Consider the following 26,854-nt stretch of genomic DNA (forward strand, 5'->3'; position numbering starts at 1 on the left):
TATCTACTTTTCAATTTTAAAACGCCGCTCCATGTTAGTTATGGATGAACACGCTCAGGCTGTATAGACAAGCGTGTAAGTATCCTTCTTACATGGAGCGGCGTCTTTTTATGCACGGCTTTTTTATTTATTTTTAAAATAAGATATCACACACGAAAACGGGATACGACCTGATTAAGGGTATCAGAAACACCTGTAAGCGACTTGGCAGAGCTATCCAGACCTTTCAGGTCCTTTAGCTGCCGTTCGGATCGTTCCGAGGCTTGCCCTGCACGTTCAGCTGAAGCTTTCGCAATATCTGCAAGATAACCAATAGATGCAGCAACTTCTTCTGAGCCTGCCGACATTTCTTCAGAGGCAGATGAAACCTCCTGCACTTCTATCGCCACCTGCTGAATATCTTGATTCATCGCCATAAAACGTTCTTCCACCTCACGTAAAATAGATACGCCTTCATCCATCTCCAGAGCCCCCTGCTGCATTCCTTCCAAAGCGAATTTGGTTTCTTCCTGCATGGATCGGATTCGACTTGTAATTTGCTCCGCAGACTCGCTTACGTTTACGGCCAGCTTTCCGATTTCTGAAGCCACTACAGCGAACCCTCGGCCATGCTCCCCAGCACGAGCGGCTTCAATGGAAGCATTCAGCGACAGTAACTTGGTCTGCCCACTAATATCCTGAATCATTCCAATAATGCTGCCAATTTGAGCGGACCGCTCATTTAACGAGCTTACTACCCTGCCTGCCTCATCCATAGACATTTTCGCTTTATGCATTCCTTGGCTGACCACGTTTAACCGTTCATTTCCTTGTTGTGCTTTATGTTCAATCTCAGTGGTAGCCTCGGATACATGCTGTATAGATTCAGCAATACGCTGTATGCCAACAGCCATTTCTTCCATTGCAGTCGCACTTTCTGCTGCTGCGGTCAACTGAAGCTCTGCCCCTTCCTTTACCTGCGCTAGTTCTCCTGTATTATGGTAGGCATCTTTAGTCGCTCCGGAAATCTCCTGAGATATTTTTAAAGATACACCTGAGATCACACCTGACTCTTCGCTCAAGCGTGACGCCATTCCTCTGGTTGCAACAATCACTTTATTGATCCCATCAGCCATTTGGCCAAACTCATCTTTACGATGATGTGGTAATCCAACGGTATAATCACCAAGTGCCATACAATTGGTCATCTGCCTAATTTTTTTAATTTCTTTGATCATGCCTGAATTGTTAATCAATACCGCTCCCATAATTAGTAAAATACCTATAACACTAACAATCAGCAGAAGTTTAAGCATTTCATTCGCAGAGCGATTCAAATCCGATTCTGGCAGTAATACACCAATTTTCCATCCGGTTTGTGGGAGTGTTTCGTACATTATCCGGTAGTCCTCATTATCAATGTGTATGGATAGTTGTCCAGACATACCACTTTGAATAGATTGTGCTGCTTCCGCATTCATCGTGTTTTTTAACGGCTCGCCTGCTTTTAAGGACTGAAGACCGGATGACAGAATGGCTCCATTCTTATCCACTAAGATCGCACTACCTTGAGTACCAAACTTCATTTTTTCAATATACGTCTGGATACTCGTCATGTTTAGGTCGCCTGTAATGACACCTAATAGTTTCCCCTCCCTGTCGTAAAATGCTTTCCCTGCCGTAATCATATTGATGTTCAGCTTGCTATCGTAAAAAGGCTCTGTGAAATTTATATCTTTACCACGTTCCACGGCTTCTGTATACCAAGGCTGCGTTAAATAGTCATATTGCGGATCGTCATATTCAGTCGATTGCTTGACTAGCTCGCCGTCTCTATGCACATATATTGAACGGTATGTCACTCCTGGGTCATACGCATCTTTAGCAAAATAAATCCCTAACCCGTAAGTCATATCATTTAATGTCAGCTCTTGTTCAAAGAGTCGTCCATAGCCCTCAATGTTCATTTCTGTTCCCAGTTGTTCCGCACTCTTAGTCAGCATCGAAACAAGCAAAGCATGACGATCTACGTTAGCTGCAATATCTGCTTGAGCCCTCGACAAGGAATGAGTAGCATTTTGGCTTATTTCCGTATCCAGCTTCTGTTTGGCAAAAAAATAAGACAAAAAGTTGATTAAAATCAGCGTTATAAGTACTAACGGAACCAAGGTAGAAAGTGTCCGTGCTTGTAAACTCTTAAATTGAAATATACCCAATGTATATCCACCTCTGTTTCTTTTTACACTTTTATCGACATTTATTTTATTTTTTTATAACTATTTTCCAATAAACCCCGTGGTAATTTGTTACAATAAGATAATTCAATTTAATTACAATCAAAAAATAGTCCGATGGAGCAACTCTTTAGATAAAGAGATGTTCCATCGGACTATTTAGGTAATCCATGTATAAATATTTCCCGGGAAACCCCGGTTTCTAAACACTTAGTACTTAATTAGGGTGAATACATCTACGTCAGGCAGCTTCGCCCGTCCGTTGAGGTCAGACAGCTCGATAAGAAAGGCAGCCCCTGCCACATTGCCACCAAGTTGGCGTACCAAGTTAACGGACGTAGCGATGGTTCCGCCTGTAGCAAGCAGATCATCAGCAATCAGAACATTTTGCCCCGGCTCAATCGCATCCTTATGCATAGCCAGAGTATCCTTACCATATTCCAAACCGTATGCTTCCTCAATGGTTTCTCCAGGCAGCTTGCCACTCTTACGGATGGGAATAAAACCAACACCAAGCGCATAAGCCAGAGGTGCACCAACAACGAATCCACGTGCTTCCGGACCTGCAATCAAATCAATTTTTAAATCAGATACCAGTTCCTTCATATCGTTGATCGCCTTGCGATACAGTTCACCATTTTTCATTAGGGTCGTAATGTCCTTAAAACTAATCCCTGGTTGTGGAAAATCGGAAATTACCCGAATATATTCTTTGTAGTCCAACTTAGTTCCTCCTACTGTAAACTTCTAATTAGTATATACATTTTACAAAACTGCAAGGTAATATCTCAAGACGCACCTTTCATAAGCGACATGATCCAGCTCGTCATCTGGGTGGTGTCCGCATCCAGTAAATACCGCTCCATCTCAGCCATATTGTACAATTCCTGATAGCGCGGAGAAGCAGTTAAATCCCGCTTGGGCGGATTGGATACAAAACGAAATTGACCATCTGTACGAGTCAAAAATTCAAGATCCTCGAAGATGTCCAATACTTTGGATAACATGCGCACTGAACACGAGCACTGCCTGCTAAGAGCAGGTAGCATTGCTTTTTCATCAATTAGCTGTGTTCCCATTCGAGAAAGCACAATGTAAATACGCTTAAACAGCTCCCTATCGGGGCTCACGAGCCGGCCGCCACGCTCACTGATCGAATGAAGAAGAAACACGTTCTCTACATTCTCAAAGGTAGACCATAATGCATGAAACTGCTCGGGTGTATCTGGCGGCTCCAGTACGAACAGCGACTTCACAGAGTGCTGTGTATCTTTTCGACCATCACTAGGAGTAACGCTGCCATCTTTATCGTATAACCATAAGGATTCAGCGCCCACGGAGCTCGATGTCCGAAGCCGGGATGACGGATGGATCAACACCGCAACATCATTCTTTCGTTCCTCTAAGCTTGGATGGAAGATCCTCAGCCCTCGCTCCAGTTCGGCAAGTGGGTCCGATACTCCACGATAATCAAAAATTTGCGGAGCCTGCACACGAATATCCTGCATCATCAGCTGAAGTGAACGTTTACCGTTCCACTCGTTAATTGATAACTCGCCCAACAGATCTATGTCCGTTTGCTGCTGTAAAAAATCAGCCAAATCGCCACGTCGGAAGGCAATCGCATCCAACGATAAACCATTCTGCTCCAGCAATAGCTTCACATGGTTTTTCTCACGTCCCATTTTACGAGCCTCGCGCAATTGAAGCCCCTGTAATATGAATCGTGGAGAAGGATTTCCCATCCCAAAAGGCTGAAGTAATTCCAGTTCTTCAACCACTTGTAAAGACACCTCATCCAGACGACAGACCATATCAGCCTCAGCTATAGGGATAAAATCCTCCGGTGCCAAAATGGAACCTGCATAGCAGTTAAGCCGTTCTTCGAATAATTCCAGATTGTCACGGGACAGCGTCATCCCCGCTGCCGAAGGATGTCCACCAAAATGCTCCATGAGCTCATGGCAATCTGTAAGAGCACTGTATATATCCAATGCAGGAATAGAACGAGCAGAGCCTTTGCACATGCCTGTCTCCGCATCTATGCCCAGAATAATGGTCGGACGATAATACCGATCCAATAGCTTGGATGCCACAATTCCGACGACACCAACATTCCAGCCCTCACCAGCCAAAACAATCACAGATGGAAGCTTGCCTTCATTTAGTTTGGATGCTAATTGCTGCTCGGCTTGCTCCACTATGTGTTCGACCACTTGTTGGCGCTCACGATTGAGCAGATCCAGCGCATGCGCAAGCTGGTCTGCTTCCTCCTCTTTTTCTGTCGTCAGCAGGGAAACTGCTCGTCCCGCATGATCCAGACGCCCGCTCGCATTAATCCGCGGAGCCAATGCAAATGCGATGTTGACCGAAGTCACTGTGGATATCTCCACACCCGCTACATGAAGCAACGCCCGAATCCCTGGGAATGCAGTGTTTCTCATCGATTGAATCCCTCTACGTACTATCGTCCGATTCTCACCATGTAGTGGCATCAAATCAGCTACCGTACCAATAGCGGCGATTTCAAACCATTCCTCGGGTACTTCACTCAACAGCGCCTGAGCCAGCTTCAGGGCAACACCAACGCCTGCAAGGCCTTTAAACGGGTAGGGACAATCCGGTAGCTTCGGATTGATCAAAGTATAAGCCTCGGGAAGCACAGCAGGCGGCTCATGATGGTCAGTCACAATCACATCGATTCCTAAGGAAGTCGCATAAGCAATTTGCTCTACTGCACTAATTCCGGTATCCACTGTAATGACCAGCGTCACTCCCTGCTGATGTGCCCAATCCAGAGCATGGTTATGCAGACCATATCCCTCATTAGAACGATGGGGAATGTAAATATCATAAGATGCCTTCAGAAAACGCATAAGCTGAATCATCAATGATGTACTGGATACACCGTCCGCATCATAATCGCCATAGATTAATATATGCTCGCCGCGCTCCAGAGCCTGGCGAATTCTCGGCACGGCCTCTTTCATGCCAAGAAGCAGAAATGGGTCGTGTACATCGTCCACACTTCCGTACAAAAAGCGGTTTGCTTCCCCGGCCGTAGTGACGCCCCGGTTCACTAAAAGCCGGGACAACAATGGTGAAATCCCCAGCTCTTCTGTTAACGGTTGAGCCGCTTCCAGGTTAACCTCCGGGGTCTTCCATCTGTACTGCGAATGAAGCAATCCTATTCACCTTTCTTTCATAGTCGGCCTGCCTTATTGAAGCAAGGACGACGCATCATTATCTGGCAGTTCATGATTGGATTTATAAGGATACCCGGCTTGGTAAGAAATGAACTGCATTTGTACATGAGTTACCTGTGGAAAACGGGCTAACAGTAAATTTTTGGCTCGATCAGCAATTTCCTGCGCCTCCTGCACCGTAATCCGCGGGTTAACACTTATCGTCACATCCACTGTTATGAAATGACCCGTTTCCTGAGCATGTAAGTGTTCAACCGTTACAATACCATATACCCGTTGAATCGTCTCCATAAAGCGCTGGGAGTCTTCCTCCTGCAAGGGCTGTGCAGGCACCTGGTAAGCGGTATTCATTACCATGAGATATCCTTTACGCAGCACCAGACAGGCTACCAGCAAAGCTGCAGTTGGATCAAGATATAATAATGCAGGCCATTCCATTGCCTCGCCAGTCATTGCACCGATCATGCCGATCAATGCAATCAGCGATGCATATAGCGAGTACCGTTCATGGTTAGCGTACCGATCCGCTTCCGCTTTATGGCCGTGTTTAATCGAGTAGCGATATTGAAACTGAAACAACGCTTCTCTCAACACCAAAGCAATAAACACGGTAATTAATGCGTACAAACCGGGAGCTTGCGGTTCCGAACTGCTTAATGAACGAATAGCAGAAATAGCTAGTTGAAGTCCGCTCATCAGCACTAAAATAGCCAGCACCACAGATATAACCGTCCGAACTTTTTCACCGTTCCGCAACCGCGCCAGCATTCCGTGATCTGCACCACCCTTGGAAAACAGCATCTCCTGCAAACGGGAAGCACTATCCGCAGCCGTGTGCAGTGCATCCCCCATCAACGCCTTGCTGTTTGCTGCATAACCGACGGTTCCCTTTAGAACAGCCAGCGCGAGATTCCCTACAATTCCGCTCAACGCCGCAGTTTCTAATGATCGGCTGCGTTCGCTATTCACAACGTTTCCCCCTCAATCCTGAACTAACCATTTCCCGATAAAGCTCCAATCCAATATAACCGAATTCTTAAAACCTTAGAAAACCGCGCCCAAGCAGACGCGGCTTTCTCTTTAATTTATACTACTGGTATTTGCGTAACTTAAGACTTTGCAGTTTTGGCTGCTCCACCAGTTGTTGGCGTCTTTTGTTTTCCCTTCAAAGCTACCCACAGTGGGCTGGCAATGAAGATGGAGGAGTAAGCACCGAACAGCAAACCGATAACCATCGCAAGCGAGAACATCCGAATGGACTCGCCGCCAAAAATGAATAGGCAGACGGAGGCAATAAACACTGTAAACACAGTTGCGAGTGAACGCGTCATTGTCTGTGCAATACTGTGATCGACGACTTGCTCCAAGTCGGTTCTGGACTTTTTCTTTGCAAATCGCAGATTTTCCCGAATACGGTCAAAAATAACGACGGTGTCATTAATGGAGAAACCGACAATCGTCAGAATAGCCGTAATAAAGGTCAAATCCACCTCAAGCCGGAAAATCGAGAATATACTAATGACGAGAAACGCATCATGCAGCAGCGAAACAATTGCAGCAACCGCAAAACGCCATTCAAACCGGATCGAAATGTAGATAGCAATAGCCACAGAGGCCAGCAAAATCGCCCAGATTGCATTTCGCTCCAGCTCTTGCGCCATTTCCGTATCCACCGTATTGACCTCAAATGATGCTTTCGGATCAAGCTCTTTGTTAAAAGAGGTTTTGAATTCATTCACTTGCTGATCCGTCAATACCTGTGAAAAACGAATGCCGAAACGCTCTTTACCTGGTGTATAATCCACCTCTTTGCCGATCCCGTTCTTGTTCAGCAAAGCTTGAATCTGTTCTTGTGTAACTGTCTTAGTCAAATTAACATCCACGTTGGAACCGGAACGGAAATCAACCCCGTAATTCAAACCAAATATCGATAAGCTCAAAATACCAAGCAATGTGATAATAATCGAGAACGTGTAAAACCACTTGCTCATCTTGACATATTTATAGTCCCAATTAAAGCGCACTGATATCACTCTCCTTCACACCAAAATACTTGGCCTTCTTCACAGCATCTGCTTTAACCAGCAGATTGAGCAAGAAGCGCGAGAAGAAGATATTTGTCAAAATACTCACGACAATATCAACGATGAGCACGAGAGCGAATCCTCGAACGGAGCCTGTACCCAGACCAAACATGACGGCTGCCGCTATAATTGTCGTAATATTGGCATCCATAACAGTACGGAACGATGCCTTACTGCCTGCAATGACAGAAGAACGAATCGTTTTGCCTGACTTGATTTCTTCTTTAATCCGTTCATACGTAATGATATTGGCATCCACCGCCATCCCGATCCCGAGCACGAAGGCTGCGATACCCGGAAGTGTGAGCACGAAACCGCCCAAATAAAAAATCGCAAGCACCAGCCAGGTATGAACGATGAGACAGAAGCTAGCTATCAGTCCCGGTACACGGAACATTGCAATCATAAAGATCAGAATGATGACCGAGCCGATCAAACCAGCACGGATCGTCTGATCCAGTGACAGCTGACCCAGTGTAGCCCCTACACTCTGAGAATATTTTTCCGTCAGTTTAAGCGGAAGAGCACCCAGGTTGATCGTATCTGCTAGCTTGTTCGCCTCATCACGTGTGTAGCTACCTGTAATCGAAGCACTGCCATCCGTCAATTCACTACGGACTGTAGGTGCAGACAGTAATTCATCATCCAGGAAAATAGCCAACTCTTTATTCATAAGTCGCTTTGTGATTTCTGCAAATTTAGCTTTGTCTTTTACTTTGATACTAATCTCAGGCTTGTTCAGCTGATCATAGCCTACCACAGCACCATTCTCCACAAAATCATTACCGCGGAGCTCAATTTTGCTGTATTGACCCGGCTTTTTAGCATCTGCTGCCGTTGCACTACGGAATGTTAACTCTGCGGGTTTTTTTAGCATGGAGCGGACTTCCGCCTCATTAGAGACACCAGCAAGCCGCACGCGAATACGATTGCTCCCCTCAGTTGTTACTTCCGGCTCAGTCGTACCAAGCGCATTAATACGTCTCTCCAAGCTTTGTGCTGTTTGTATCAGAGACTGGCTGGTTACACGCTGCCCGGCTTCCAAAGGCTGGGCTTCATATAAAATTTCAAAGCCTCCCTTTAAATCGAGGCCTAGTTTTAAACTTTTTAGTAGGCCCGGGCTTGTCCCGACCATAACACCAGTAGTTATGAGCACGACCACGATGAAACTTAGAATTCTTTTCATTCCGTCCCATGTTCCCCTTTCATTCTCAATATTCCTATTATAGCTACCCCTCAAAAAGCAGTCAATTTGAACGCAAAAAAAGACCCCCTTCTATTCGAAAGTGGAGCCCCGTAATGCGGACATCGTCAAATAGTTCATAAAGCTCGTCGCTTTAAGGGAAAGTATATCGTTAACGAGCTTGTGCAGCGGAGGAATACCCTCCTTTTCATATTTATGGCTGACGCAATTCCACACGTCCTTACTGGTGACATGTTCATAACCTACAAGGATCAGCTCGTCTGCCTTACTTTGACAGAGTATCTCAATTGCGTCATCCCAATCCTGCTCATCCAGCTCTTCCATACCCACGATGGCCGTTCCTCCTCCCAGCGACTATCGGTTCCGCAGATCAGCAATTAGCGGGGTTATTGACTGCTTTATAGAACATTTCTGTCCTGATCTTGGAAAACCCTTCTTTTCATCGAAAAATAGCCGTAAATCAACAATATATGCATTCATTTCGCTCGTCAATAGCAGAATTCACCACTCTCCCTCTTGTAGTCTGGATCACCTTGTTTCTAAGCTGAAAAGCTTGTCATGAACATGGACAGGTTCAGCATATCTTCTAAAGAAACACATAGACGCAGAATTTCATTTTGGGGAAGAGGGAGTTGCGATTGAAAAAGCAGACATTCATTCATGGAGCAATTATTTTATTGGCAGCGGGAATCATCAATCGGCTACTGGGTTTTATTCCCCGAATCGCACTCCCGCGTATCATCGGCCCCGAAGGAGTCGGCTTGTACCAGCAGGGGTATCCCTTTTTTATTGTACTAGTGACTCTTATTACCGGCGGCATCCCTCTTGCGGTAGCCAAGCTTGTAGCTGAAGCTGAGACGGCGGGGCAACCCGAAATGTCGCGGCGTATTTTGCACACTAGCTTGCGCTTCACCATTACACTCAGCCTGATCGCCATGGCAATCTGTCTTGTGTTTGCACCTTGGATCACAAGCCATCTCCTGACCGACAGCCGTGTGTATTATACATTCGTGAGTATGAGCCCAATGATTGTCATTGTTGCTGTTTCCTCAGCTTATAGGGGCTATTTTCAAGGAAAACAAAATATGATCCCTTCCGCAAGCTCCTCCATTGCGGAAACCGTCATGCGCATTTTTTGCGTCATTTGGTTTGCTTACTTGTTACTTCCCCATGGGGTAGCCTACGCTGCTGCGGGTGCCATGCTTGGTGCTTTGGCGGGTGAATTCATTGGCATGGTTGTGCTGCTGTGGCAATACGTCTGGAACCAGCGAAAAGATCACATTCTTCAACCGAAGGCGCCTTTACCTTCAGAAGTTCATACCGAGCAATCATCCGTTTTGTCACGTCTTATGTCGATTTCCGTTCCCGTTACTGCTGGAAGGCTTGTCGGTTCCTTATCTTATTTGCTCGAATCTATCTTATGCATGCGTAGCCTCGCCGTAGCAGGCATTGCAACTGGCGTGGCAACTGCACAATATGGAGCCATGCAGGGCATGGTTATTCCTGTGTTATTACTACCTGGAGCCCTTACCAGTTCGCTGGCTGTTTCACTCGTGCCTTCGTTATCCGAAGCAGCAGCAAAAGGGCATATTACCGCCATTCACAAACGTTTGCATCAATCGCTTCGTCTTGCTTTAGTCGCAGGAGCTCCATTTGCCGTAATTATGTATGTATTAGCAGAGCCGCTGTGTCTGCTGCTCTACAATAATGGCGATATTGCGGGCATGCTTAAACTCATGGCGCCCTTTGCACTTTTTATGTACATTCAGGCCCCGCTTCAGGCAGCACTTCAGGCGTTAGACCGTCCTGGAAGCGCCTTATTGAACACCTTTATCGGAGCCATTATCAAAATTGGGCTGATTGTATGGCTTGCTTCCCAGCCTCAGTACGGTATCTACGGAGCTGTCATCGCCATCTGTATTAACAGTGCTATCGTTACCCTCCTACATGGCTTCAGTGTCAGCAGACTGCTTCGCTTTCGTGTACGTTTACTTGACTTCTGGAAAACCGGGATAGGCATGATCATTATGGCGGCAGCGGTATTATATACCTACAGACATTTAACGATTTTCGATCAAATGTGGCTCCAGTTTATTTTTGCCGCAGGCTTGGGAATTATTCTGTACCTTTTCCTGATGACCTTGATCAAAATGATCGACTGGGACAACCTCACACGCATTCCAATCCTGAGAAGATGGTTTAAAGCATAAAAAAGCTTAATCTGAAGATTCTCCATAGACCGGCGGTGTAATATATACATCCCCTCTATGGTTGACCGAGCATAAGAAAACATCCTTAAAATCTTTGTGTCCCTTCGCTTGAATCTGATTTTTAAGCCAAAAACGGTTCATATCCATCCGTTCCAAATTTCGATCCAGCACCTTGCCATCCATAATTAATGGAATCGGCAGTCCCTCATATCTAAACTTTCCACCGATTTGTGGAGAAGGGTGGACTCTATTTTCCTGGTGCTCTTTGCTTATCAAATCATTCTCGCTTTGTTCCTGCTTTATTTTTTCGCGTTTAGCGCCATCGTAAATATCCTTGCTAATCACCGTGAGTTTACCTGTTGTTTCCAGAATGACATATTCAACCTCGTCCAAACTTTCTATATTTTGTTCACGAAGTTGTAACAGCAAGTCATCTAAGTTATAACGCTGCTTCGCCATTTCGTCCTTGTTTAGTTGTCCATTGGAGAACAATACACTGGGCCTACCATCAAATAGTAAGCGCAGACGCCGACTTTTCAGACTGAAATAGGAAATCCCGATTTGCAAAATTAACAGCACTCCTAAAGGAATCAACCCTTCATAAAGTGGACGTTTTATATCCTCCAGGCTGAACACAGCAATTTCCGCAATCATAATGGATATGACGAGATCGAAAACAGACAGTTTTCCGATCTCCCTTTTACCCATCAAGCGCATCACCAGATATACAATAAAATACATGAGCAGCGTCCGAAAAATATGAGCAAAAATATCGTGACTCAATAGGTTCGCCTCCTCTCCTGTACTTGCGACAAGACATTAGTCGTTCATTGTACACGTATTCTGACCGTTCCTCACTTGGCTCATACAAAAAACAAAAGGCTAAATTATTGAAATAAAGAGAAAGACTGCTTACGACTTGGTACTAACCCGGGAAGCTTGGCCATAGAATGATAATAGTTCAAACCTTGGTACAGGAGGAATTATCCATGGAGCTCATTCGCCGCTGGTGTTCGTTTCGTCTGGCCCATCCCATTTTATCCGGCTTATTTTATGCCTTTGCATGGATGCTGTTTGGCGCATTGATTCTTTCAATACTCTTGTGGATGACACAGATGCAAGAACAGGATTTATCATTGTATACGTACATCGTCCACGCATTCGCCATGCTATCTGGCGGCTTCGTCGCTGGTAAAAGATCCACGAACAAAGGCTGGTATCAAGGCGGTATTACAGGCATTCTGTATGGACTAATCGTTCTTCTGGTCGGTTTTTTGGCATTGGATGCAGGCATGAACGGTAAAGACCTGATGCACTTAGGAATCGCGTTTGTCATAGGAGCAGGTGGCGGGATGTTTGGCATTAACTTCAGCAAGTAAGTCGACATGTATGCAACACAAAAAAACCGAGCCTCCTCTAAGGCTCGGTTTTTGCATTACAATCGCATATTACGATTTAGAAACAACTTCCTCAGTTGCAGTGTCTTTTGCAATCGCATTACTAATTGCACTGCGGTCAAAGGTCAGCTTTGTCACATCATTCACACGCAAAACAACCACATCGTCCGTAATCTCCACAATTGTACCGTGAAGACCTCCGATTGTAATTACTTTATCTCCCTTTTTCAAAGCTTGAAGCATCGATTGACGCTGCTTTTGTTTTTTCTGATTCGGACGAATCAGCAAGAAATAGAAGATTACAAACATCAGAGCCAGTGGCCAGATCATTTGAAAAAGTCCGCCAGCTCCACCAGGTGCAGTCGCAGCTGTAGCAAAATGAAACACATTAAATCCCCCTTTCGTATACTCTCCCCTAAAACTTAAAAGCCTTTATCATTATCATGAAGACCGTACTGCTCAAAAAATTCATCGCGGAAATCAAGCAGCCTGTCATCCATAATCGCTTGTCTGACATTACGCATCAATTGTATTAAGAAATGCAAGTTATGATACGTTGTCAGTCGGAGCCCGAAGGTTTCATCTGCTTTAATTAAATGTCGCAAGTAAGCACGTGAATAATTGCGACAAGTGTAGCAATCACAAGCCGGATCAAGCGGGCCAAAATCGCTTGCATAATTCGCATTCCGAACGACAAGACGTCCTTGACTTGTCATCGTTGTCCCATTGCGAGCAATTCGGGTTGGAAGTACACAGTCGAACATATCCACACCACGAATGGAGCCTTCAATCAAAGCATCCGGCGAACCTACGCCCATCAGATAACGTGGTTTGTTGGTAGGAAGCAGAGGAACCGTATAATCGAGCACTTCATACATCAAATGCTTAGGTTCACCTACACTCAGTCCACCAATAGCATACCCCGGGAAATCCATGGAAGTCAAATCTGCCGCACTTTGCTTACGCAGATCTTCATGCATGCCTCCTTGTACAATGGCGAACAGACCTTGATCATGAGGACGCGCATGTGCCTCCAAACAACGCTCAGCCCAACGGCTGGTACGTTCCAGTGACTTTTTCACGTATTCATACTCAGCCGGAAACGGTGGACATTCATCGAAGGCCATCATAATATCCGAGCCAAGTGAGTTTTGGACTTCCATCGCCACTTCCGGAGAAAGAAACTTCTTATCTCCATTTAAATGAGAGCGAAAATGAACACCTTCCTCTGAAATTTTACGCATTTCACTTAAGGAAAACACTTGGAATCCGCCGCTGTCTGTTAAAATAGGACGATCCCAATTCATAAACTTGTGCAGTCCGCCCGCTTCACGGACAATATCATGACCAGGACGAAGAAACAGATGGTACGTATTACTCAAAATAATTTGAGCATCCATCGCTTTCAGTTCCTCAGGGCTCATCGTTTTAACAGTTGCTTGAGTTCCCACAGGCATAAAGGTTGGAGTCTCAATAACTCCGTGGGGGGTGTGTACACGCCCCAGACGTGCTCCTGATTGCTTGCAGGTCTTAATATGTTCGTATCTTATTGCTGGTGCCATATTTTCTCTACCATCCTTAATTAATATATGAACATAGCGTCCCCGAAGCTAAAGAACCGATATTTTTGGTCAATCGCCTCCTGGTAAGCATGCATAATATTCTCTCTGCCAGCTAGTGCGCTGACCAGCATAACCAAGGTGGACTTAGGCAAATGGAAATTCGTAATCATTGCATCCACCACACGGAATTCATAGCCTGGATAAATAAAAATCTGTGTCCAGCCACTGCTGGCCTGTAGCACACCATCTACGAAGTTATTGCCCACCGTCTCCAGCGTTCGGCAACTGGTTGTTCCCACTGCCACGACTCTCCCACCGCGTGCCTTGGTTGCATTGAGTATATCTGCCGTTTCCTGTGACAATGAATAGTATTCTTCATGCATAACATGTTCTTCAATCGTATCCACCGACATCGGTCTGAACGTCCCTAAACCGACATGAAGTGTGATAAAGGCAACCGTAACGCCCTTCTCTTTAATTTGGTCCAGTAATTCTTCTGTAAAATGTAACCCTGCCGTTGGTGCCGCAGCAGAACCTTCGTGCCGAGCATAAACGGTTTGATACCGCTCACGATCATCCAGCTGTTCCTTGATATACGGAGGAAGCGGCATCTGCCCCAAGCGATCCAGAATCTCCTGAAAAATACCATCATATGAAAATGAAAGTACCCTTCCGCCCATATCTCCTTCTTCCTCAATAACCGCCTTCAGCTCATCACCGAAAACAATAACAGCTCCCTTTTTCAGCTTTTTGCCGGGTTTCACCAATGCTTCCCATCGGTCTCCCTCCAGTTGTTTAAGCAGCAGAACCTCGGCCTTAGCCCCAGTGTCTTGCTTGATGCCAAACAAACGTGCAGGAATTACTCTGGTATCATTCAGAACCAGCGTATCCCCTGGCTGAAGATACTGCACAATATCCGAAAATGTATGATGTCCCACTTCGCCGTTGTTTTTGTTTAACGTCAGTAATCTAGAAGCGGTCCGCTCAAGCAAAGGCGTCTGTGCAATTAATGTTTCAGGTAGTTCAAAATCGTAGTCGTTTACGTTCATATATTGGTCAGTCCTTAACTATATCCACATTTTTGTAATAGTGTTGCAAAATTTTCTTGTAATCATACCCCTGCTCTGCCAAACCGTTGGCCCCCCATTGTGATAAGCCCAAGCCATGACCATTCCCTTTACCTGTAAAAATAAAGCTTTGCGTTTTGTCGATGACTCGTGCATGGCGATCTTCATTCATGACGACCACCCCGTTACCACTTGAAGTGCTGGTGCCAGATGCAGACAGAATTTGGGTGCCTTGTGTGCCGCTTATATGAGTAGTAGCTCCATCAGCGCCTAATACAGTATAACTGCCGGTACTCGCAATATCAAACAGTGTGCTCGGCAGTCCCCCCATCGCTGAGCGATACATGTCCGGATATTTCACTTTTAAAGGGGTGCCATCTGCTTCAACCTCCAATACTCGCCCTGACGGACCTCGTTTGGTGACATCAAGGTGATTAATAGAGGATGGTACCGTGCCAGTTATTTTTCCTTGCAAGGACTTAGCAATTTGAGCTGCTGTAAAGGGGCCTCTAACCCATGCATAGTCTCCGGATTGAGGCACCTTTTCCAAAACAATCATCTCTTCGCCCGGCTGCGCCTTTGCTACGGGTGTAACCGTTGATTGGATTTGGGGAATAGGACGCACATTTGTATTTTCCGCAGTGACGGTGATTTTGTCTAACCCTGCTTCTGTAACTCCCTCCAGCTCCTTAGCATTATCCTCGCGAATATAGCCTGTCTTGCCACTGGAGAGAAGTACGTGATACCACTCTTGTGCTCCTTTTTGTGCCGAAGTATCTCCCGAGCTGTCCACGCTCGCAAACGCTTCACCACCACTATTCCACACCTCGGAAGCATCTGCTGTCACACCGCCCGCATTAGAAGAGAATACAGCTTCGACCACTTTGCCGCCACTCTTAATAACTTCACCAGCTGTTGCATCTACAGCCTCGTTGACATTCGCATGTTCTGAGCTCTTACCGTTGTAAGCTTGGCTTAGGGTGCCATCTACCACATTGCCGATCTGAAACCGATTGCCTTGGGCAAGCGCATAACTGCGAGCAGCTACCGCTTGAGCCTTGAGCGCTTCATCTGGCCATGAAGAATAGACCTCTGCTCCTACTACGGAATACAAATACTGCTCCAAAGGGACTTCATTTACAAGCGCCAGCTGTCCTGACGTCATGCCAATCTCCATGTCGCCGCGATATGTACGCTGTGATCTTTCGACCACTTGGATTCCATTATTACCGCCGTTGACAATTACCTTGCTGTTATTAGAGCCACTTAGCATGTAATGAGACATCGCCTGTGAGCCTGTCGTTACTCCTGCTTCCTGTCTTAGAATCAGACCAGTTTGAGTAGTATTCACTTTGGAAAGGGTGAGTCTGGGCTGCTTGCTCTCCAGTTCTGTTTTCAAGGCCGACAGCTTGCTGTCATTACTTTCTTCTCCAACCCATACAGCGTACTGGCCTCTTGATTGAATTACTGTAAAAGCATCAAAGCCTGCGGCAGCAATAGTCGTGCGAACAAGATTAGCCTCCTGCTCGGTTCCGTAGCTTCCCGTCGACCAATGTTTGTTTCCCTTAACTTCGGCCTGTGCTCCGGTTGCTAAGGAAATCCGCTGCACAGCAGCCTGTGCCGACTGTTCACTAGCATATAATCCTGCATACACTTGATAGACAGAGCTACCGTTTTTTGAACCGATAAAAACAGTAGGTTTATCATTAGTCTTTTGCAGAGCTTGAGCCGCTTTTATCGCAGTCGCTTCATTTCCTTCAAATACCTTCACTCGATAGCTGTCTACACTAAAACGAGCCGTACTGTCCGGCAGTCCCATCCAAGCCTGAAAGCTTCCCCCACTGTTCTGGCCGACACTCAGGCTTCCTGATGATTTCAAAGTTACAGCGGGGACTGTCGCTTTATATTTACTACCTAGATCCGCAAAGATCACTACACGAATATCTTCTTGGGCGGCAGCAGCGTGAACGCCCGAAGACCAAGGTATGCAAGCTGTAGCTAATACCATAATAACTGCTGCTCGTTTGAAGCCGCCTGTCCACGCTCCGAAAGTTTTTTTTCGGTTCAATGTTTCTCCACTCATTTCTAGCTCCCCCAATTCTAGCTGACTAGCACTTTTATTACATGATTTATCGGATCTCGACCTGCGTATTTCCCTTTAAATACATCGGCGGAATAAACCAAATTTTGAACCCGCTCGAATCGGACTTACACACTTCTTACCTCAATTTATCTGTCTATCCATTTCATATCGCCATACTTACGAATAGCATTCAATGATTTTTAAAAGTGCACCATGGTTTTCTAGTCACCGTGGGTCTGTTGGCATTGGAATTCCAAGGTGAGCATATGCCGCCGGAGTCACCGTTCGTCCCCGAGGTGTTCTTTGTAAAAGACCAATTTGTAACAAATAAGGCTCATACACATCCTCAATCGTCTGGCTCTCTTCGCCAATGGTCGCAGCAATGGTGTCCAATCCTACAGGTCCGCCCCGGAATGAATGAATCATAGCCTTAAGCATTTTATGATCAATTTCATCCAGCCCGAGTGGATCTATTTGAAGTCTCCTTAGTGCCTCAGCAGCCAACTCTGAATGAATAATACCGTCTCCGGCCACTTGGGCAAAATCACGTACCCTTTTTAACAGTCGGTTGGCAATCCGCGGTGTTCCCCGTGAACGCAATGCAATTTCCTCCGCCGCGTCCCCGACAATCTCAATTTCCATAATATCCGCATTCCTAGACACGATGTAAGCCAGCTCGTCTGTCGTATAAAACTCTAACCGACTAATAACGCCAAACCGGTCACGTAATGGCGCAGAGAGCAACCCAGCGCGTGTAGTAGCACCTATAAGAGTAAAGGGAGGCAAATCCAAACGCACCGAACGTGCACTCGGACCTTTGCCAATCATAATGTCCAACGCAAAATCTTCCATCGCCGGATACATCACTTCTTCCACTGTACGATGAAGGCGATGAATTTCATCAATGAACAAAACATCCCCCTCTTGCAGGTTGGTTAGCAATGCTGCTAGATCTCCCGGTCTTTCAATTGCAGGGCCTGAAGTCGTACGTAAATTAACCCCCAACTCATTGGCGATAATGTTAGCGAGCGTGGTTTTACCCAATCCAGGCGGTCCGTACAATAATACATGATCCAATGCTTCTTTACGCATCTTGGCTGCTTCAATATATACTTTCAGATTTTCCTTAACCTGATTTTGCCCGATATATTCATTTAGATAACGGGGGCGAAGGCTTAACTCCGCCGTCTGGTCTTCCATCATCAAATTGGCGGAAATAATCCGGTCATCCATATTCCATCGCTCCTCTTTTTACCAGAATCCTATCCACGGACATCAGCGTCCTATCCGGCAAACAACAGTTGCAAAGCCCGTTTCATCAAAATATCCGCTGAATCATCAGGTTTCGCATCTTTCTTCATTTTGCTCCATACCTTATCTAGCTCAGCATCCGTGTAACCGAGCGCCTTAAGCGCTTCACGCGCCTCACTCCAATACGAACCTTGACCTTCTTCTACAACAGGCTCCGCAAACAATCCGGTAGCCATTCCCAACGCCCCAATACCGTCCAGCTTGTCTTTCAAATCTAGAATCATACGTTGCGCCGTCTTTTTACCAATTCCCGGTAATTTGGTGAGAAATGTGATATTCTCCTGATAAATCGCCGTCACCACATGAGCAGGCGTACCGCCTCCCAAAATCCCAAGTGCCACACGCGGTCCAATACCAGATACATCGATCAGTTTACGGAATAATTGCTGCTCCTCACGGGTTGCAAACCCAAACAGTAAAATTGCATCTTCCCTTACATGATGATGAGTGTAAATAACCACCGGTCCTTCCGTTTTGGCGAACGCGTAAGGATTGGGACAAAATACCCGATACCCTACACCCTGCACATCCAAAACGACATATTCATTTTCCAAGTGAGCTACAGAACCACGCAAGAAATCTATCATTTTCGTAATACCTCATTTAATTTTGAATTTAGTCCATAGGAATGCGCATGACAAATAGCCACTGCCAAAGCATCCGCTACATCATCCGGTTTGGGCACAGCCTGGAGCTTTAGAAACATTCTAACCATCTCCTGTACCTGCTTCTTCTCCGCCTTGCCATACCCTACAATAGCCTGCTTTACCTGCATCGGCGTGTATTCCCCTATAGGCAAATTACGTTGTTTGGCAGCTAATACCAGCACTCCACGTGCCTGACTTACGGACATAGCCGTTGTAACGTTGCGATTAAAAAAGAGCTTCTCCAATGCTACCGCATCCGGCTTATACTTATCAATTAATTGCAACATGCCTTCATATACATGAAGTAGCCTGTCTTCTTCGGGGGTGTGTGCCTCCGTCTGGATGCAGCCATACTGCACAGGAACCACTTTACTACCAACCTTGTCTACAAATCCGAAGCCCACAATGGCAATACCCGGATCAATTCCTAGAAAACGCAAAAAAATCTCTCCCCTATCGCTCAAACATGACGTAACTAACCAACAGCCAGCACTATCGTCAATATACATGACCAAATCCCATATAAAGCGAACATATGTGTCGTTCTTTTCATTATAACAAAACTTTGTATCTAATAGAGGAAAAAGTTTAACCATGAGTGAAAACATAAAAAGAGACGCTACAAACCTCACCTCGTGGGCAAAGCCTAACGTCTCCGTACTTGGTGTAATCAATAATGCTGCTTTAATACCCTCTGTGTTCGCTCCACTGCAAAATCACTAAAAGTGGAGATTACACTGTTATACTCATTTATATCCTGTACACGGATTCCCTGCTGAAGTTGTTTATATACCCCTTCCGGCAAGGCCGTCTCCATTGACCCTATATCCAATTGAAAAAAGGTACGAATTACTTTTTCCTTTTTAGGTAGCCCTTCAAACAGTGTAAGCTGCCCATCAGTGCTTAAGCCCATATATGCGCGCTCTTTGCATGACTCTGACAAATCTTCCACTCTGCGCTCCAGCCACACTTCTCCTTTAGTATTAAGCCTTCCCTTCCAATCGGGATGTTGCTTCAGCAAATTTTCCAGCTGCTTTGAACTTAACGTTCCCAAGGAAGTGGTCTCCGTGCCACATACGTAGGTAGTTAACAAACGGGTCTTCCTGCTTATACCGGAAGCACGAATACTTTGCAATAGCTGCATCTGTGGGGATCGGTCTTCGGTCGGGCTATATGATAACTCCTCCATTTCCACCTCTGCCATAACGGGAGTAGCCAGTGGGTGCGACAGCATAGCCTGCATATGATTCGAAAACAGAACGCCCAAACCTGCCAGTAAACAAGCCGCACTAAAAATAGTACATGCCCACACTGCTCTTCCCCACTGTTTCCAGCGCCGTTTCATCTGTTTTTTCCAACTTAATCGCTTCACAGTAATCCCTTCCGTCCCACTTTTTGTGTTAGTGTGACCTGAAGATTACTGAATTATACAAAAGATAATAACATAAACAAAAAAGCCGCTGCTTCCAGCGACTTTCTTTTGAATCGGGATGACACGATTTGAACATGCGACCCCCTGGTCCCAAACCAGGTGCTCTACCAAGCTGAGCTACATCCCGAAATAGATGCCGGTGAGAGGACTCGAACCTCCACGGTTTCCCTCACGATTTTGAGTCGCGCGCGTCTGCCAATTCCGCCACACCGGCTTATGAAATTAATGGCGCGCCCTGAGAGATTCGAACTCCCGGCCTTTTGATTCGTAGTCAAACGCTCTATCCAGCTGAGCTAAGGGCGCAAATATTGGAGCGGACGACGGGAATCGAACCCGCGACCCTCGCCTTGGCAAGGCGATGCTCTACCGCTGAGCCACGTCCGCAATACAATTATATTCATGACGTATAAGTGCATGAATGGTGAGCCATGAAGGACTCGAACCTTCGACACCCTGATTAAAAGTCAGGTGCTCTACCAACTGAGCTAATGGCTCCCAACAGGGTAATGTAACTTTGTGAAAATGGCGGAACTGACGGGATTCGAACCCGCGATCTCCTGCGTGACAGGCAGGCATGTTAGGCCTCTACACCACAGTTCCATAATAATTCTCATTAAAAAGTTAATTGGTTGCGGGGGCAGGATTTGAACCTGCGACCTTCGGGTTATGAGCCCGACGAGCTACCGAACTGCTCCACCCCGCGATAATAGTAGGGAAATCTATTGAAAATAAATGGTGGAGGCTGAGGGGATCGAACCCCCGACCCTCTGCTTGTAAGGCAGATGCTCTCCCAGCTGAGCTAAGCCTCCATACTACCTATGACCCGTAGGGGATTCGAACCCCTGTTACCTCCGTGAAAGGGAGGTGTCTTAACCCCTTGACCAACGGGCCATGCTATAAAATAATTCTGGCGGAGAGAGAGGGATTCGAACCCTCGAGACGCTTTTGGCGCCTACACGATTTCCAATCGTGCTCCTTCGGCCAACTCGGACACCTCTCCATATGGCTCCCCGAACAGGACTCGAACCTGTGACAACTCGATTAACAGTCGAGTGCTCTACCAACTGAGCTATCAGGGAATAATAATTATAAAACTCGCTTGGCGACGTCCTACTCTCCCAGGACCCTGCGGTCCAAGTACCATCGGCGCTGGAGGGCTTAACGGTCGTGTTCGGGATGGGTACGTGTGGAACCCCTCCGCTATCGCCACCAAACATGAATTTGCTTCGCAAATTCTTCCGTAAGGTTATTCGGTTCATCACGGATTGTGTGAATGAATAGCCATACGCTTGTCGTATGTACTTCTACATACCTTCAAGGTTACACCCTGAAAACTGGATCCGAAACTTCATTGCGTCTTATCTTAGGATAAGCCCTCGACCGATTAGTATTGGTCAGCTCCATGCATTACTGCACTTCCACCCCCAACCTATCTACCTCGTCGTCTTCAAGGGGTCTTACTAATTGGGAAATCTCATCTTGAGGGGGGCTTCACGCTTAGATGCTTTCAGCGCTTATCCCTTCCGTACATAGCTACCCAGCGGTGCTCCTGGCGGAACAACTGGTACACCAGCGGTACGTCCATCCCGGTCCTCTCGTACTAAGGACAGCTCCTCTCAAATTTCCTACGCCCACGACAGATAGGGACCGAACTGTCTCACGACGTTCTGAACCCAGCTCGCGTACCGCTTTAATGGGCGAACAGCCCAACCCTTGGGACCTACTTCAGCCCCAGGATGCGATGAGCCGACATCGAGGTGCCAAACCTCCCCGTCGATGTGGACTCTTGGGGGAGATAAGCCTGTTATCCCCAGGGTAGCTTTTATCCGTTGAGCGATGGCCCTTCCATGCGGTACCACCGGATCACTAAGCCCGACTTTCGTCCCTGCTCGACTTGTAGGTCTCGCAGTCAAGCTCCCTTCTGCCTTTGCACTCTTCGAATGATTTCCAACCATTCTGAGGGAACCTTGGGGCGCCTCCGTTACTCTTTAGGAGGCGACCGCCCCAGTCAAACTGCCCACCTGACACTGTCCTCGTACCGGATCACGGTACCAAGTTAGAACCTAGATACGATCAGGGTGGTATCCCAAGGATGCCTCCCCTCAAGCTGGCGCTCAAGGTTCAACGGCTCCCACCTATCCTGTACAGATCGTACCCAAATTCAATATCAAGCTGCAGTAAAGCTCCATGGGGTCTTTCCGTCTTGTCGCGGGTAACCTGCATCTTCACAGGTATTAAAATTTCACCGGATCTCTCGTTGAGACAGCGCCCAAGTCGTTACGCCATTCGTGCGGGTCAGAATTTACCTGACAAGGAATTTCGCTACCTTAGGACCGTTATAGTTACGGCCGCCGTTTACTGGGGCTTCGGTTCATAGCTTCGCCCGAAGGCTTACCACTCCCCTTAACCTTCCAGCACCGGGCAGGCGTCAGCCCGTATACTTCGCCTTGCGGCTTCGCACAGACCTGTGTTTTTGCTAAACAGTCGCTTGGGCCTTTTCACTGCGGCCCCCTCGGGCTATTCACCCTACCGAGGCACCCCTTCTCCCGAAGTTACGGGGTCATTTTGCCGAGTTCCTTAACGAGAGTTCTTCCGCGCGCCTTAGAATTCTCTTCTCGCCTACCTGTGTCGGTTTGCGGTACGGGCACCTTCTCCTGGCTAGAGGCTTTTCTTGGCAGTCTGAGATCATGACCTTCGCTACTATAATTTTCGCTCCCCATCACAGCCCAGCCTTAACGATGTGCGGATTTGCCTACACATCAGCCTCACTGCTTAGACGGACATCCATCAGTCCGCGTCACTACCCTACTGCGTCACCCCATCGCTCATAACGGATTACGGTGGTACAGGAATTTCGACCTGTTGTCCTTCGACTACGCCTATCGGCCTCGCCTTAGGTCCCGACTTACCCTGAGCGGACGAACCTTCCTCAGGAACCCTTAGGCTTTCGGCGGATCTGATTCTCACAGATCTTTTCGTTACTCATACCGGCATTCTCACTTGAATGCAGTCCAGCGCTCCTTCCGGTACACCTTCAACCCGCATTCAACGCTCCCCTACCCCTGATGCAAAGCATCAAGCCATAGCTTCGGTGGTGTGTTTAGCCCCGTTACATTTTCGGCGCAGAGTCACTCGACCAGTGAGCTATTACGCACTCTTTCAATGGTGGCTGCTTCTAAGCCAACATCCTGGTTGTCTGTGCAACTCCACATCCTTTCCCACTTAACACACACTTGGGGACCTTAGCTGATGGTCTGGGCTGTTTCCCTTTCGACAATGGATCTTAGCACTCACTGTCTGACTCCCGGAACTAAATCTATGGCATTCGGAGTTTGACTGAGCTTGGTAACCCTTGCGGGCCCCGCACCCAATCAGTGCTCTACCTCCACGATTCTTCTTTCCGAGGCTAGCCCTAAAGCTATTTCGGGGAGAACCAGCTATCTCCGGGTTCGATTGGAATTTCTCCGCTACCCCCACCTCATCCCCGCATTTTTCAACATGCGTGGGTTCGGGCCTCCAGTGCGTGTTACCGCACCTTCACCCTGGACAGGGGTAGATCACCCGGTTTCGGGTCTACGTCCACGTACTCATTCGCCCTATTCAGACTCGCTTTCGCTGCGGCTTCAGCTCTTCACCTTAACCTTGCACGGGAACGTAACTCGCCGGTTCATTCTACAAAAGGCACGCCATCACCCGTGATTTTTCCAAAGGAAAATATCATAGGGCTCTGACTTCTTGTAAGCACACGGTTTCAGGATCTATTTCACTCCCCTTCCGGGGTGCTTTTCACCTTTCCCTCACGGTACTGCTTCACTATCGGTCGCCAGGGAGTATTTAGCCTTGGCAGATGGTCCTGCCGGATTCATACGGGGTTTCACGTGCCCCGCACTACTCGGGATCCGTCTCGGAGGGAACGGGTTTTGAACTACAGGGCTTTTACCTTCTCTGGCGGGCCTTTCCAGACCTCTTCATCTAACCGGTTCCTTTGTAACTCCATGTGAGACGTCCCACAACCCCAAGGAGCAAGCTCCTTGGTTTGGGCTAATCCGCGTTCGCTCGCCGCTACTGACGGAATCACTATTGTTTTCTCTTCCTCAGGGTACTTAGATGTTTCAGTTCCCCTGGTCTGCCTCTTACTCACCTATGAATTCAGTGAATAGTGACTGTCGATGAAGACAGCCGGGTTTCCCCATTCGGACATCCCCGGATCAAAGCTTGCTTACAGCTCCCCGAGGCCTTATCGTTGTTCGCCACGTCCTTCGTCGGCTCCTGGCGCCTAGGCATCCTCCGTGTGCTCTTTGTAGCTTAACCTAGACTTCTCTTTCAGAGAAAGAAAATGTCGATATCTGCTACCTTTATTTCACTTGTTTACACAAGATCAGCTTAAAGGAATATTCTAAAACGCAATTTCGTTTCGGTATCCAGTTTTCAAGGTGCAATTCGCTTCGTCGAAGCGAAGCCCGATGAATATTTCGGTTCCACACGATGTGTGAATGAAACATTCGTCGAAACTTGAGAGTTTGAACTCTCAAAACTGAGCAACGAGTGAGTAAGTTCAGGATATCCATTTCATTCACACGAATGTGATGAACCGAATTGAATATCCGGTCGCAGGTATATACACCTGCTGATTTGAATGCTTCCATTGCAGGAAACGATTCTCCATAGAAAGGAGGTGATCCAGCCGCACCTTCCGATACGGCTACCTTGTTACGACTTCACCCCAATCATCTACCCCACCTTCGGCGGCTGGCCCCTTGCGGTTACCTCACCGACTTCGGGTGTTGTAAACTCTCGTGGTGTGACGGGCGGTGTGTACAAGACCCGGGAACGTATTCACCGCGGCATGCTGATCCGCGATTACTAGCAATTCCGACTTCATGTAGGCGAGTTGCAGCCTACAATCCGAACTGAGACCGGCTTTTCTAGGATTGGCTCCACCTCGCGGCTTCGCTTCCCGTTGTACCGGCCATTGTAGTACGTGTGTAGCCCAGGTCATAAGGGGCATGATGATTTGACGTCATCCCCACCTTCCTCCGGTTTGTCACCGGCAGTCTGCTTAGAGTGCCCAGCTTGACCTGCTGGCAACTAAGCATAAGGGTTGCGCTCGTTGCGGGACTTAACCCAACATCTCACGACACGAGCTGACGACAACCATGCACCACCTGTCTCCTCTGTCCCGAAGGAAAGGTCTATCTCTAGACCGGTCAGAGGGATGTCAAGACCTGGTAAGGTTCTTCGCGTTGCTTCGAATTAAACCACATACTCCACTGCTTGTGCGGGTCCCCGTCAATTCCTTTGAGTTTCAGTCTTGCGACCGTACTCCCCAGGCGGAATGCTTAATGTGTTAACTTCGGCACCAAGGGTATCGAAACCCCTAACACCTAGCATTCATCGTTTACGGCGTGGACTACCAGGGTATCTAATCCTGTTTGCTCCCCACGCTTTCGCGCCTCAGCGTCAGTTACAGCCCAGAGAGTCGCCTTCGCCACTGGTGTTCCTCCACATCTCTACGCATTTCACCGCTACACGTGGAATTCCACTCTCCTCTTCTGCACTCAAGCTCCCCAGTTTCCAGTGCGACCCGAAGTTGAGCCTCGGGATTAAACACCAGACTTAAAGAGCCGCCTGCGCGCGCTTTACGCCCAATAATTCCGGACAACGCTTGCCCCCTACGTATTACCGCGGCTGCTGGCACGTAGTTAGCCGGGGCTTTCTTCTCAGGTACCGTCACCTCAAGAGCAGTTACTCTCTCAAGCGTTCTTCCCTGGCAACAGAGCTTTACGATCCGAAAACCTTCATCACTCACGCGGCGTTGCTCCGTCAGGCTTTCGCCCATTGCGGAAGATTCCCTACTGCTGCCTCCCGTAGGAGTCTGGGCCGTGTCTCAGTCCCAGTGTGGCCGATCACCCTCTCAGGTCGGCTACGCATCGTCGCCTTGGTAGGCCTTTACCCCACCAACTAGCTAATGCGCCGCAGGCCCATCCACAAGTGACAGATTGCTCCGCCTTTCCTCCTTCTCCCATGCAGGAAAAGGATGTATCGGGTATTAGCTACCGTTTCCGGTAGTTATCCCTGTCTTGTGGGCAGGTTGCCTACGTGTTACTCACCCGTCCGCCGCTAGGTTGATTAGAAGCAAGCTTCTAACTAACCCCGCTCGACTTGCATGTATTAGGCACGCCGCCAGCGTTCGTCCTGAGCCAGGATCAAACTCTCCATTAAAGACGTCACAAAGTAACGTCAACCTGTTTCATTTTCATCCACTCCAATGAGAAGAACCAAAGATGAAACAATATAGAAAGAGCGATTAGCTCATGTTGAAACTGACGAGATAAAATATCTCTTTTGGATTTTGTAAACAAAATCCGTACTCACTCGTTGTTCAGTTTTCAAAGATCAAACTTGCGTAACTCTTTACTTTAACTCACTTCGTTTCTT

General features: G+C 47.3%; 18 protein-coding genes, 11 tRNA genes and 3 rRNA genes. 2 read left to right on the forward strand and 30 right to left on the reverse strand.

Translation table 11 applies throughout. The annotated features are described in order from the left end of the window. Positions 1-146: 146 nt before the first annotated feature. The 7 genes from ACUC6J_RS18445 to ACUC6J_RS18475 form a co-directional block, all read right to left on the reverse strand. Positions 147-2,195, reverse strand: a complete 2,049-nt coding sequence (locus ACUC6J_RS18445; RefSeq protein ID WP_447249256.1) for a methyl-accepting chemotaxis protein — start codon at positions 2,193-2,195, stop codon at positions 147-149. Positions 2,196-2,423: 228 nt separating this feature from the next. Beyond that, positions 2,424-2,936 (reverse strand): adenine phosphoribosyltransferase, encoded by a 513-nt coding sequence (locus ACUC6J_RS18450; protein WP_013372637.1) that lies wholly within the window; start codon positions 2,934-2,936, stop codon positions 2,424-2,426. A gap of 65 nt (positions 2,937-3,001) precedes the next feature. After that, positions 3,002-5,398 carry a single-stranded-DNA-specific exonuclease RecJ gene (gene recJ, locus ACUC6J_RS18455; protein ID WP_016819131.1) on the reverse strand — a complete coding sequence of 799 codons (2,397 nt, stop codon included), beginning with the start codon at positions 5,396-5,398 and terminating at the stop codon, positions 3,002-3,004. Between the two features lie 33 nt (positions 5,399-5,431). Continuing rightward, positions 5,432-6,388 carry a cation diffusion facilitator family transporter gene (locus tag ACUC6J_RS18460; protein WP_017427788.1) on the reverse strand — a complete coding sequence of 319 codons (957 nt, stop codon included), beginning with the start codon at positions 6,386-6,388 and terminating at the stop codon, positions 5,432-5,434. Between the two features lie 140 nt (positions 6,389-6,528). Next, positions 6,529-7,443 carry a protein translocase subunit SecF gene (gene secF / locus ACUC6J_RS18465; RefSeq protein WP_016819133.1) on the reverse strand — a complete coding sequence of 305 codons (915 nt, stop codon included), beginning with the start codon at positions 7,441-7,443 and terminating at the stop codon, positions 6,529-6,531. Next, entirely contained in the window at positions 7,433-8,689 is a 1,257-nt protein-coding gene (secD, locus tag ACUC6J_RS18470; protein ID WP_016819134.1) for a protein translocase subunit SecD, read from the reverse strand. The genes secF and secD overlap by 11 nt, the downstream gene beginning before the upstream one ends. 90 nt (positions 8,690-8,779) lie before the next feature. Continuing rightward, positions 8,780-9,037, reverse strand: coding sequence for a post-transcriptional regulator (locus ACUC6J_RS18475; protein ID WP_013372642.1), 258 nt, complete (start codon positions 9,035-9,037; stop codon positions 8,780-8,782). A 308-nt stretch (positions 9,038-9,345) separates the two neighbouring features. Here ACUC6J_RS18475 and spoVB point away from each other — a divergent pair, with 308 nt between their 5' ends. Beyond that, the gene (gene spoVB, locus ACUC6J_RS18480; RefSeq protein WP_447249257.1) at positions 9,346-10,917 is read left to right on the forward strand and encodes a stage V sporulation protein B; all 1,572 of its coding nucleotides are present in this window, start codon (positions 9,346-9,348) and stop codon (positions 10,915-10,917) included. Positions 10,918-10,923: 6 nt separating this feature from the next. Here the strand turns inward: spoVB and ACUC6J_RS18485 are convergent, their stop codons facing one another. Beyond that, positions 10,924-11,700, reverse strand: coding sequence for a DUF421 domain-containing protein (locus ACUC6J_RS18485; RefSeq protein ID WP_016819136.1), 777 nt, complete (start codon positions 11,698-11,700; stop codon positions 10,924-10,926). A gap of 206 nt (positions 11,701-11,906) precedes the next feature. Here ACUC6J_RS18485 and ACUC6J_RS18490 point away from each other — a divergent pair, with 206 nt between their 5' ends. After that, complete coding sequence (locus tag ACUC6J_RS18490) at positions 11,907-12,296, forward strand: TIGR04086 family membrane protein (protein WP_016819137.1); 390 nt, start codon at positions 11,907-11,909, stop codon at positions 12,294-12,296. Positions 12,297-12,365: 69 nt separating this feature from the next. Here the strand turns inward: ACUC6J_RS18490 and yajC are convergent, their stop codons facing one another. From yajC to ACUC6J_RS18600, 22 genes are all read right to left on the reverse strand, one after another. Further along, positions 12,366-12,701 (reverse strand): preprotein translocase subunit YajC, encoded by a 336-nt coding sequence (gene yajC, locus ACUC6J_RS18495; protein ID WP_102999039.1) that lies wholly within the window; start codon positions 12,699-12,701, stop codon positions 12,366-12,368. A gap of 35 nt (positions 12,702-12,736) precedes the next feature. Then, the gene (gene tgt / locus ACUC6J_RS18500) at positions 12,737-13,876 is read right to left on the reverse strand and encodes a tRNA guanosine(34) transglycosylase Tgt (RefSeq protein ID WP_019688330.1); all 1,140 of its coding nucleotides are present in this window, start codon (positions 13,874-13,876) and stop codon (positions 12,737-12,739) included. 20 nt (positions 13,877-13,896) lie between these two features. Next, complete coding sequence (gene queA, locus ACUC6J_RS18505) at positions 13,897-14,925, reverse strand: tRNA preQ1(34) S-adenosylmethionine ribosyltransferase-isomerase QueA (RefSeq protein WP_102999040.1); 1,029 nt, start codon at positions 14,923-14,925, stop codon at positions 13,897-13,899. Between the two features lie 7 nt (positions 14,926-14,932). Further along, entirely contained in the window at positions 14,933-17,026 is a 2,094-nt protein-coding gene (locus ACUC6J_RS18510) for a SpoIID/LytB domain-containing protein (protein WP_330720489.1), read from the reverse strand. A 225-nt stretch (positions 17,027-17,251) separates the two neighbouring features. Then, the gene (ruvB, locus tag ACUC6J_RS18515) at positions 17,252-18,259 is read right to left on the reverse strand and encodes a Holliday junction branch migration DNA helicase RuvB (RefSeq protein WP_016819142.1); all 1,008 of its coding nucleotides are present in this window, start codon (positions 18,257-18,259) and stop codon (positions 17,252-17,254) included. 50 nt (positions 18,260-18,309) lie between these two features. Continuing rightward, positions 18,310-18,924, reverse strand: a complete 615-nt coding sequence (ruvA, locus tag ACUC6J_RS18520; RefSeq protein WP_031462078.1) for a Holliday junction branch migration protein RuvA — start codon at positions 18,922-18,924, stop codon at positions 18,310-18,312. Then, positions 18,921-19,424 carry a crossover junction endodeoxyribonuclease RuvC gene (gene ruvC / locus ACUC6J_RS18525; protein ID WP_016819144.1) on the reverse strand — a complete coding sequence of 168 codons (504 nt, stop codon included), beginning with the start codon at positions 19,422-19,424 and terminating at the stop codon, positions 18,921-18,923. The genes ruvA and ruvC overlap by 4 nt, the downstream gene beginning before the upstream one ends. 230 nt (positions 19,425-19,654) lie before the next feature. Next, entirely contained in the window at positions 19,655-20,356 is a 702-nt protein-coding gene (locus tag ACUC6J_RS18530) for a BofC C-terminal domain-containing protein (protein WP_447249258.1), read from the reverse strand. 113 nt (positions 20,357-20,469) lie between these two features. Beyond that, positions 20,470-20,543, reverse strand: a tRNA-Pro gene (locus tag ACUC6J_RS18535). 7 nt (positions 20,544-20,550) lie between these two features. Next, positions 20,551-20,630, reverse strand: a tRNA-Leu gene (locus tag ACUC6J_RS18540). A gap of 12 nt (positions 20,631-20,642) precedes the next feature. After that, positions 20,643-20,719, reverse strand: a tRNA-Arg gene (locus tag ACUC6J_RS18545). A gap of 6 nt (positions 20,720-20,725) precedes the next feature. After that, positions 20,726-20,800, reverse strand: a tRNA-Gly gene (locus ACUC6J_RS18550). 35 nt (positions 20,801-20,835) lie between these two features. Further along, positions 20,836-20,911, reverse strand: a tRNA-Lys gene (locus tag ACUC6J_RS18555). A 28-nt stretch (positions 20,912-20,939) separates the two neighbouring features. Continuing rightward, positions 20,940-21,016: transfer RNA gene (locus ACUC6J_RS18560), tRNA-Asp, on the reverse strand. A 26-nt stretch (positions 21,017-21,042) separates the two neighbouring features. Further along, positions 21,043-21,119: transfer RNA gene (locus ACUC6J_RS18565), tRNA-Met, on the reverse strand. A gap of 30 nt (positions 21,120-21,149) precedes the next feature. Then, a tRNA-Val gene (locus ACUC6J_RS18570) sits at positions 21,150-21,225 on the reverse strand. A 10-nt stretch (positions 21,226-21,235) separates the two neighbouring features. After that, positions 21,236-21,307 (reverse strand) — tRNA-Glu (locus tag ACUC6J_RS18575). A 17-nt stretch (positions 21,308-21,324) separates the two neighbouring features. Continuing rightward, positions 21,325-21,416 (reverse strand) — tRNA-Ser (locus ACUC6J_RS18580). Between the two features lie 3 nt (positions 21,417-21,419). Beyond that, positions 21,420-21,495: transfer RNA gene (locus tag ACUC6J_RS18585), tRNA-Asn, on the reverse strand. Between the two features lie 18 nt (positions 21,496-21,513). Further along, a 5S ribosomal RNA gene (gene rrf / locus ACUC6J_RS18590) occupies positions 21,514-21,630 on the reverse strand. A gap of 150 nt (positions 21,631-21,780) precedes the next feature. Further along, positions 21,781-24,727, reverse strand: a 23S ribosomal RNA gene (locus tag ACUC6J_RS18595). 357 nt (positions 24,728-25,084) lie between these two features. After that, positions 25,085-26,638 (reverse strand): 16S ribosomal RNA (locus ACUC6J_RS18600). The 16S, 23S and 5S rRNA genes sit together here with 11 tRNA genes alongside, the layout of an rRNA operon. Positions 26,639-26,854: the final 216 nt, after the last annotated feature.

The organism is Paenibacillus sp. JJ1683 (assembly GCF_053006485.1).

What these genes read in the sequence shown, in the direction of transcription:
- tgt (WP_019688330.1), bottom strand. Translation starts at nt 13,876, where the DNA reads ATGGCACCAGCAATAAGATACGAACATATTAAGACCTGCAAGCAATCA.
- ACUC6J_RS18490 (WP_016819137.1), top strand. Translation starts at nt 11,907, where the DNA reads ATGGAGCTCATTCGCCGCTGGTGTTCGTTTCGTCTGGCCCATCCCATT.
- ruvB (WP_016819142.1), bottom strand. Translation starts at nt 18,259, where the DNA reads ATGGATGACCGGATTATTTCCGCCAATTTGATGATGGAAGACCAGACG.
- ACUC6J_RS18510 (WP_330720489.1), bottom strand. Translation starts at nt 17,026, where the DNA reads ATGAGTGGAGAAACATTGAACCGAAAAAAAACTTTCGGAGCGTGGACA.
- queA (WP_102999040.1), bottom strand. Translation starts at nt 14,925, where the DNA reads ATGAACGTAAACGACTACGATTTTGAACTACCTGAAACATTAATTGCA.
- ruvA (WP_031462078.1), bottom strand. Translation starts at nt 18,924, where the DNA reads ATGATAGATTTCTTGCGTGGTTCTGTAGCTCACTTGGAAAATGAATAT.
- secD (WP_016819134.1), bottom strand. Translation starts at nt 8,689, where the DNA reads ATGAAAAGAATTCTAAGTTTCATCGTGGTCGTGCTCATAACTACTGGT.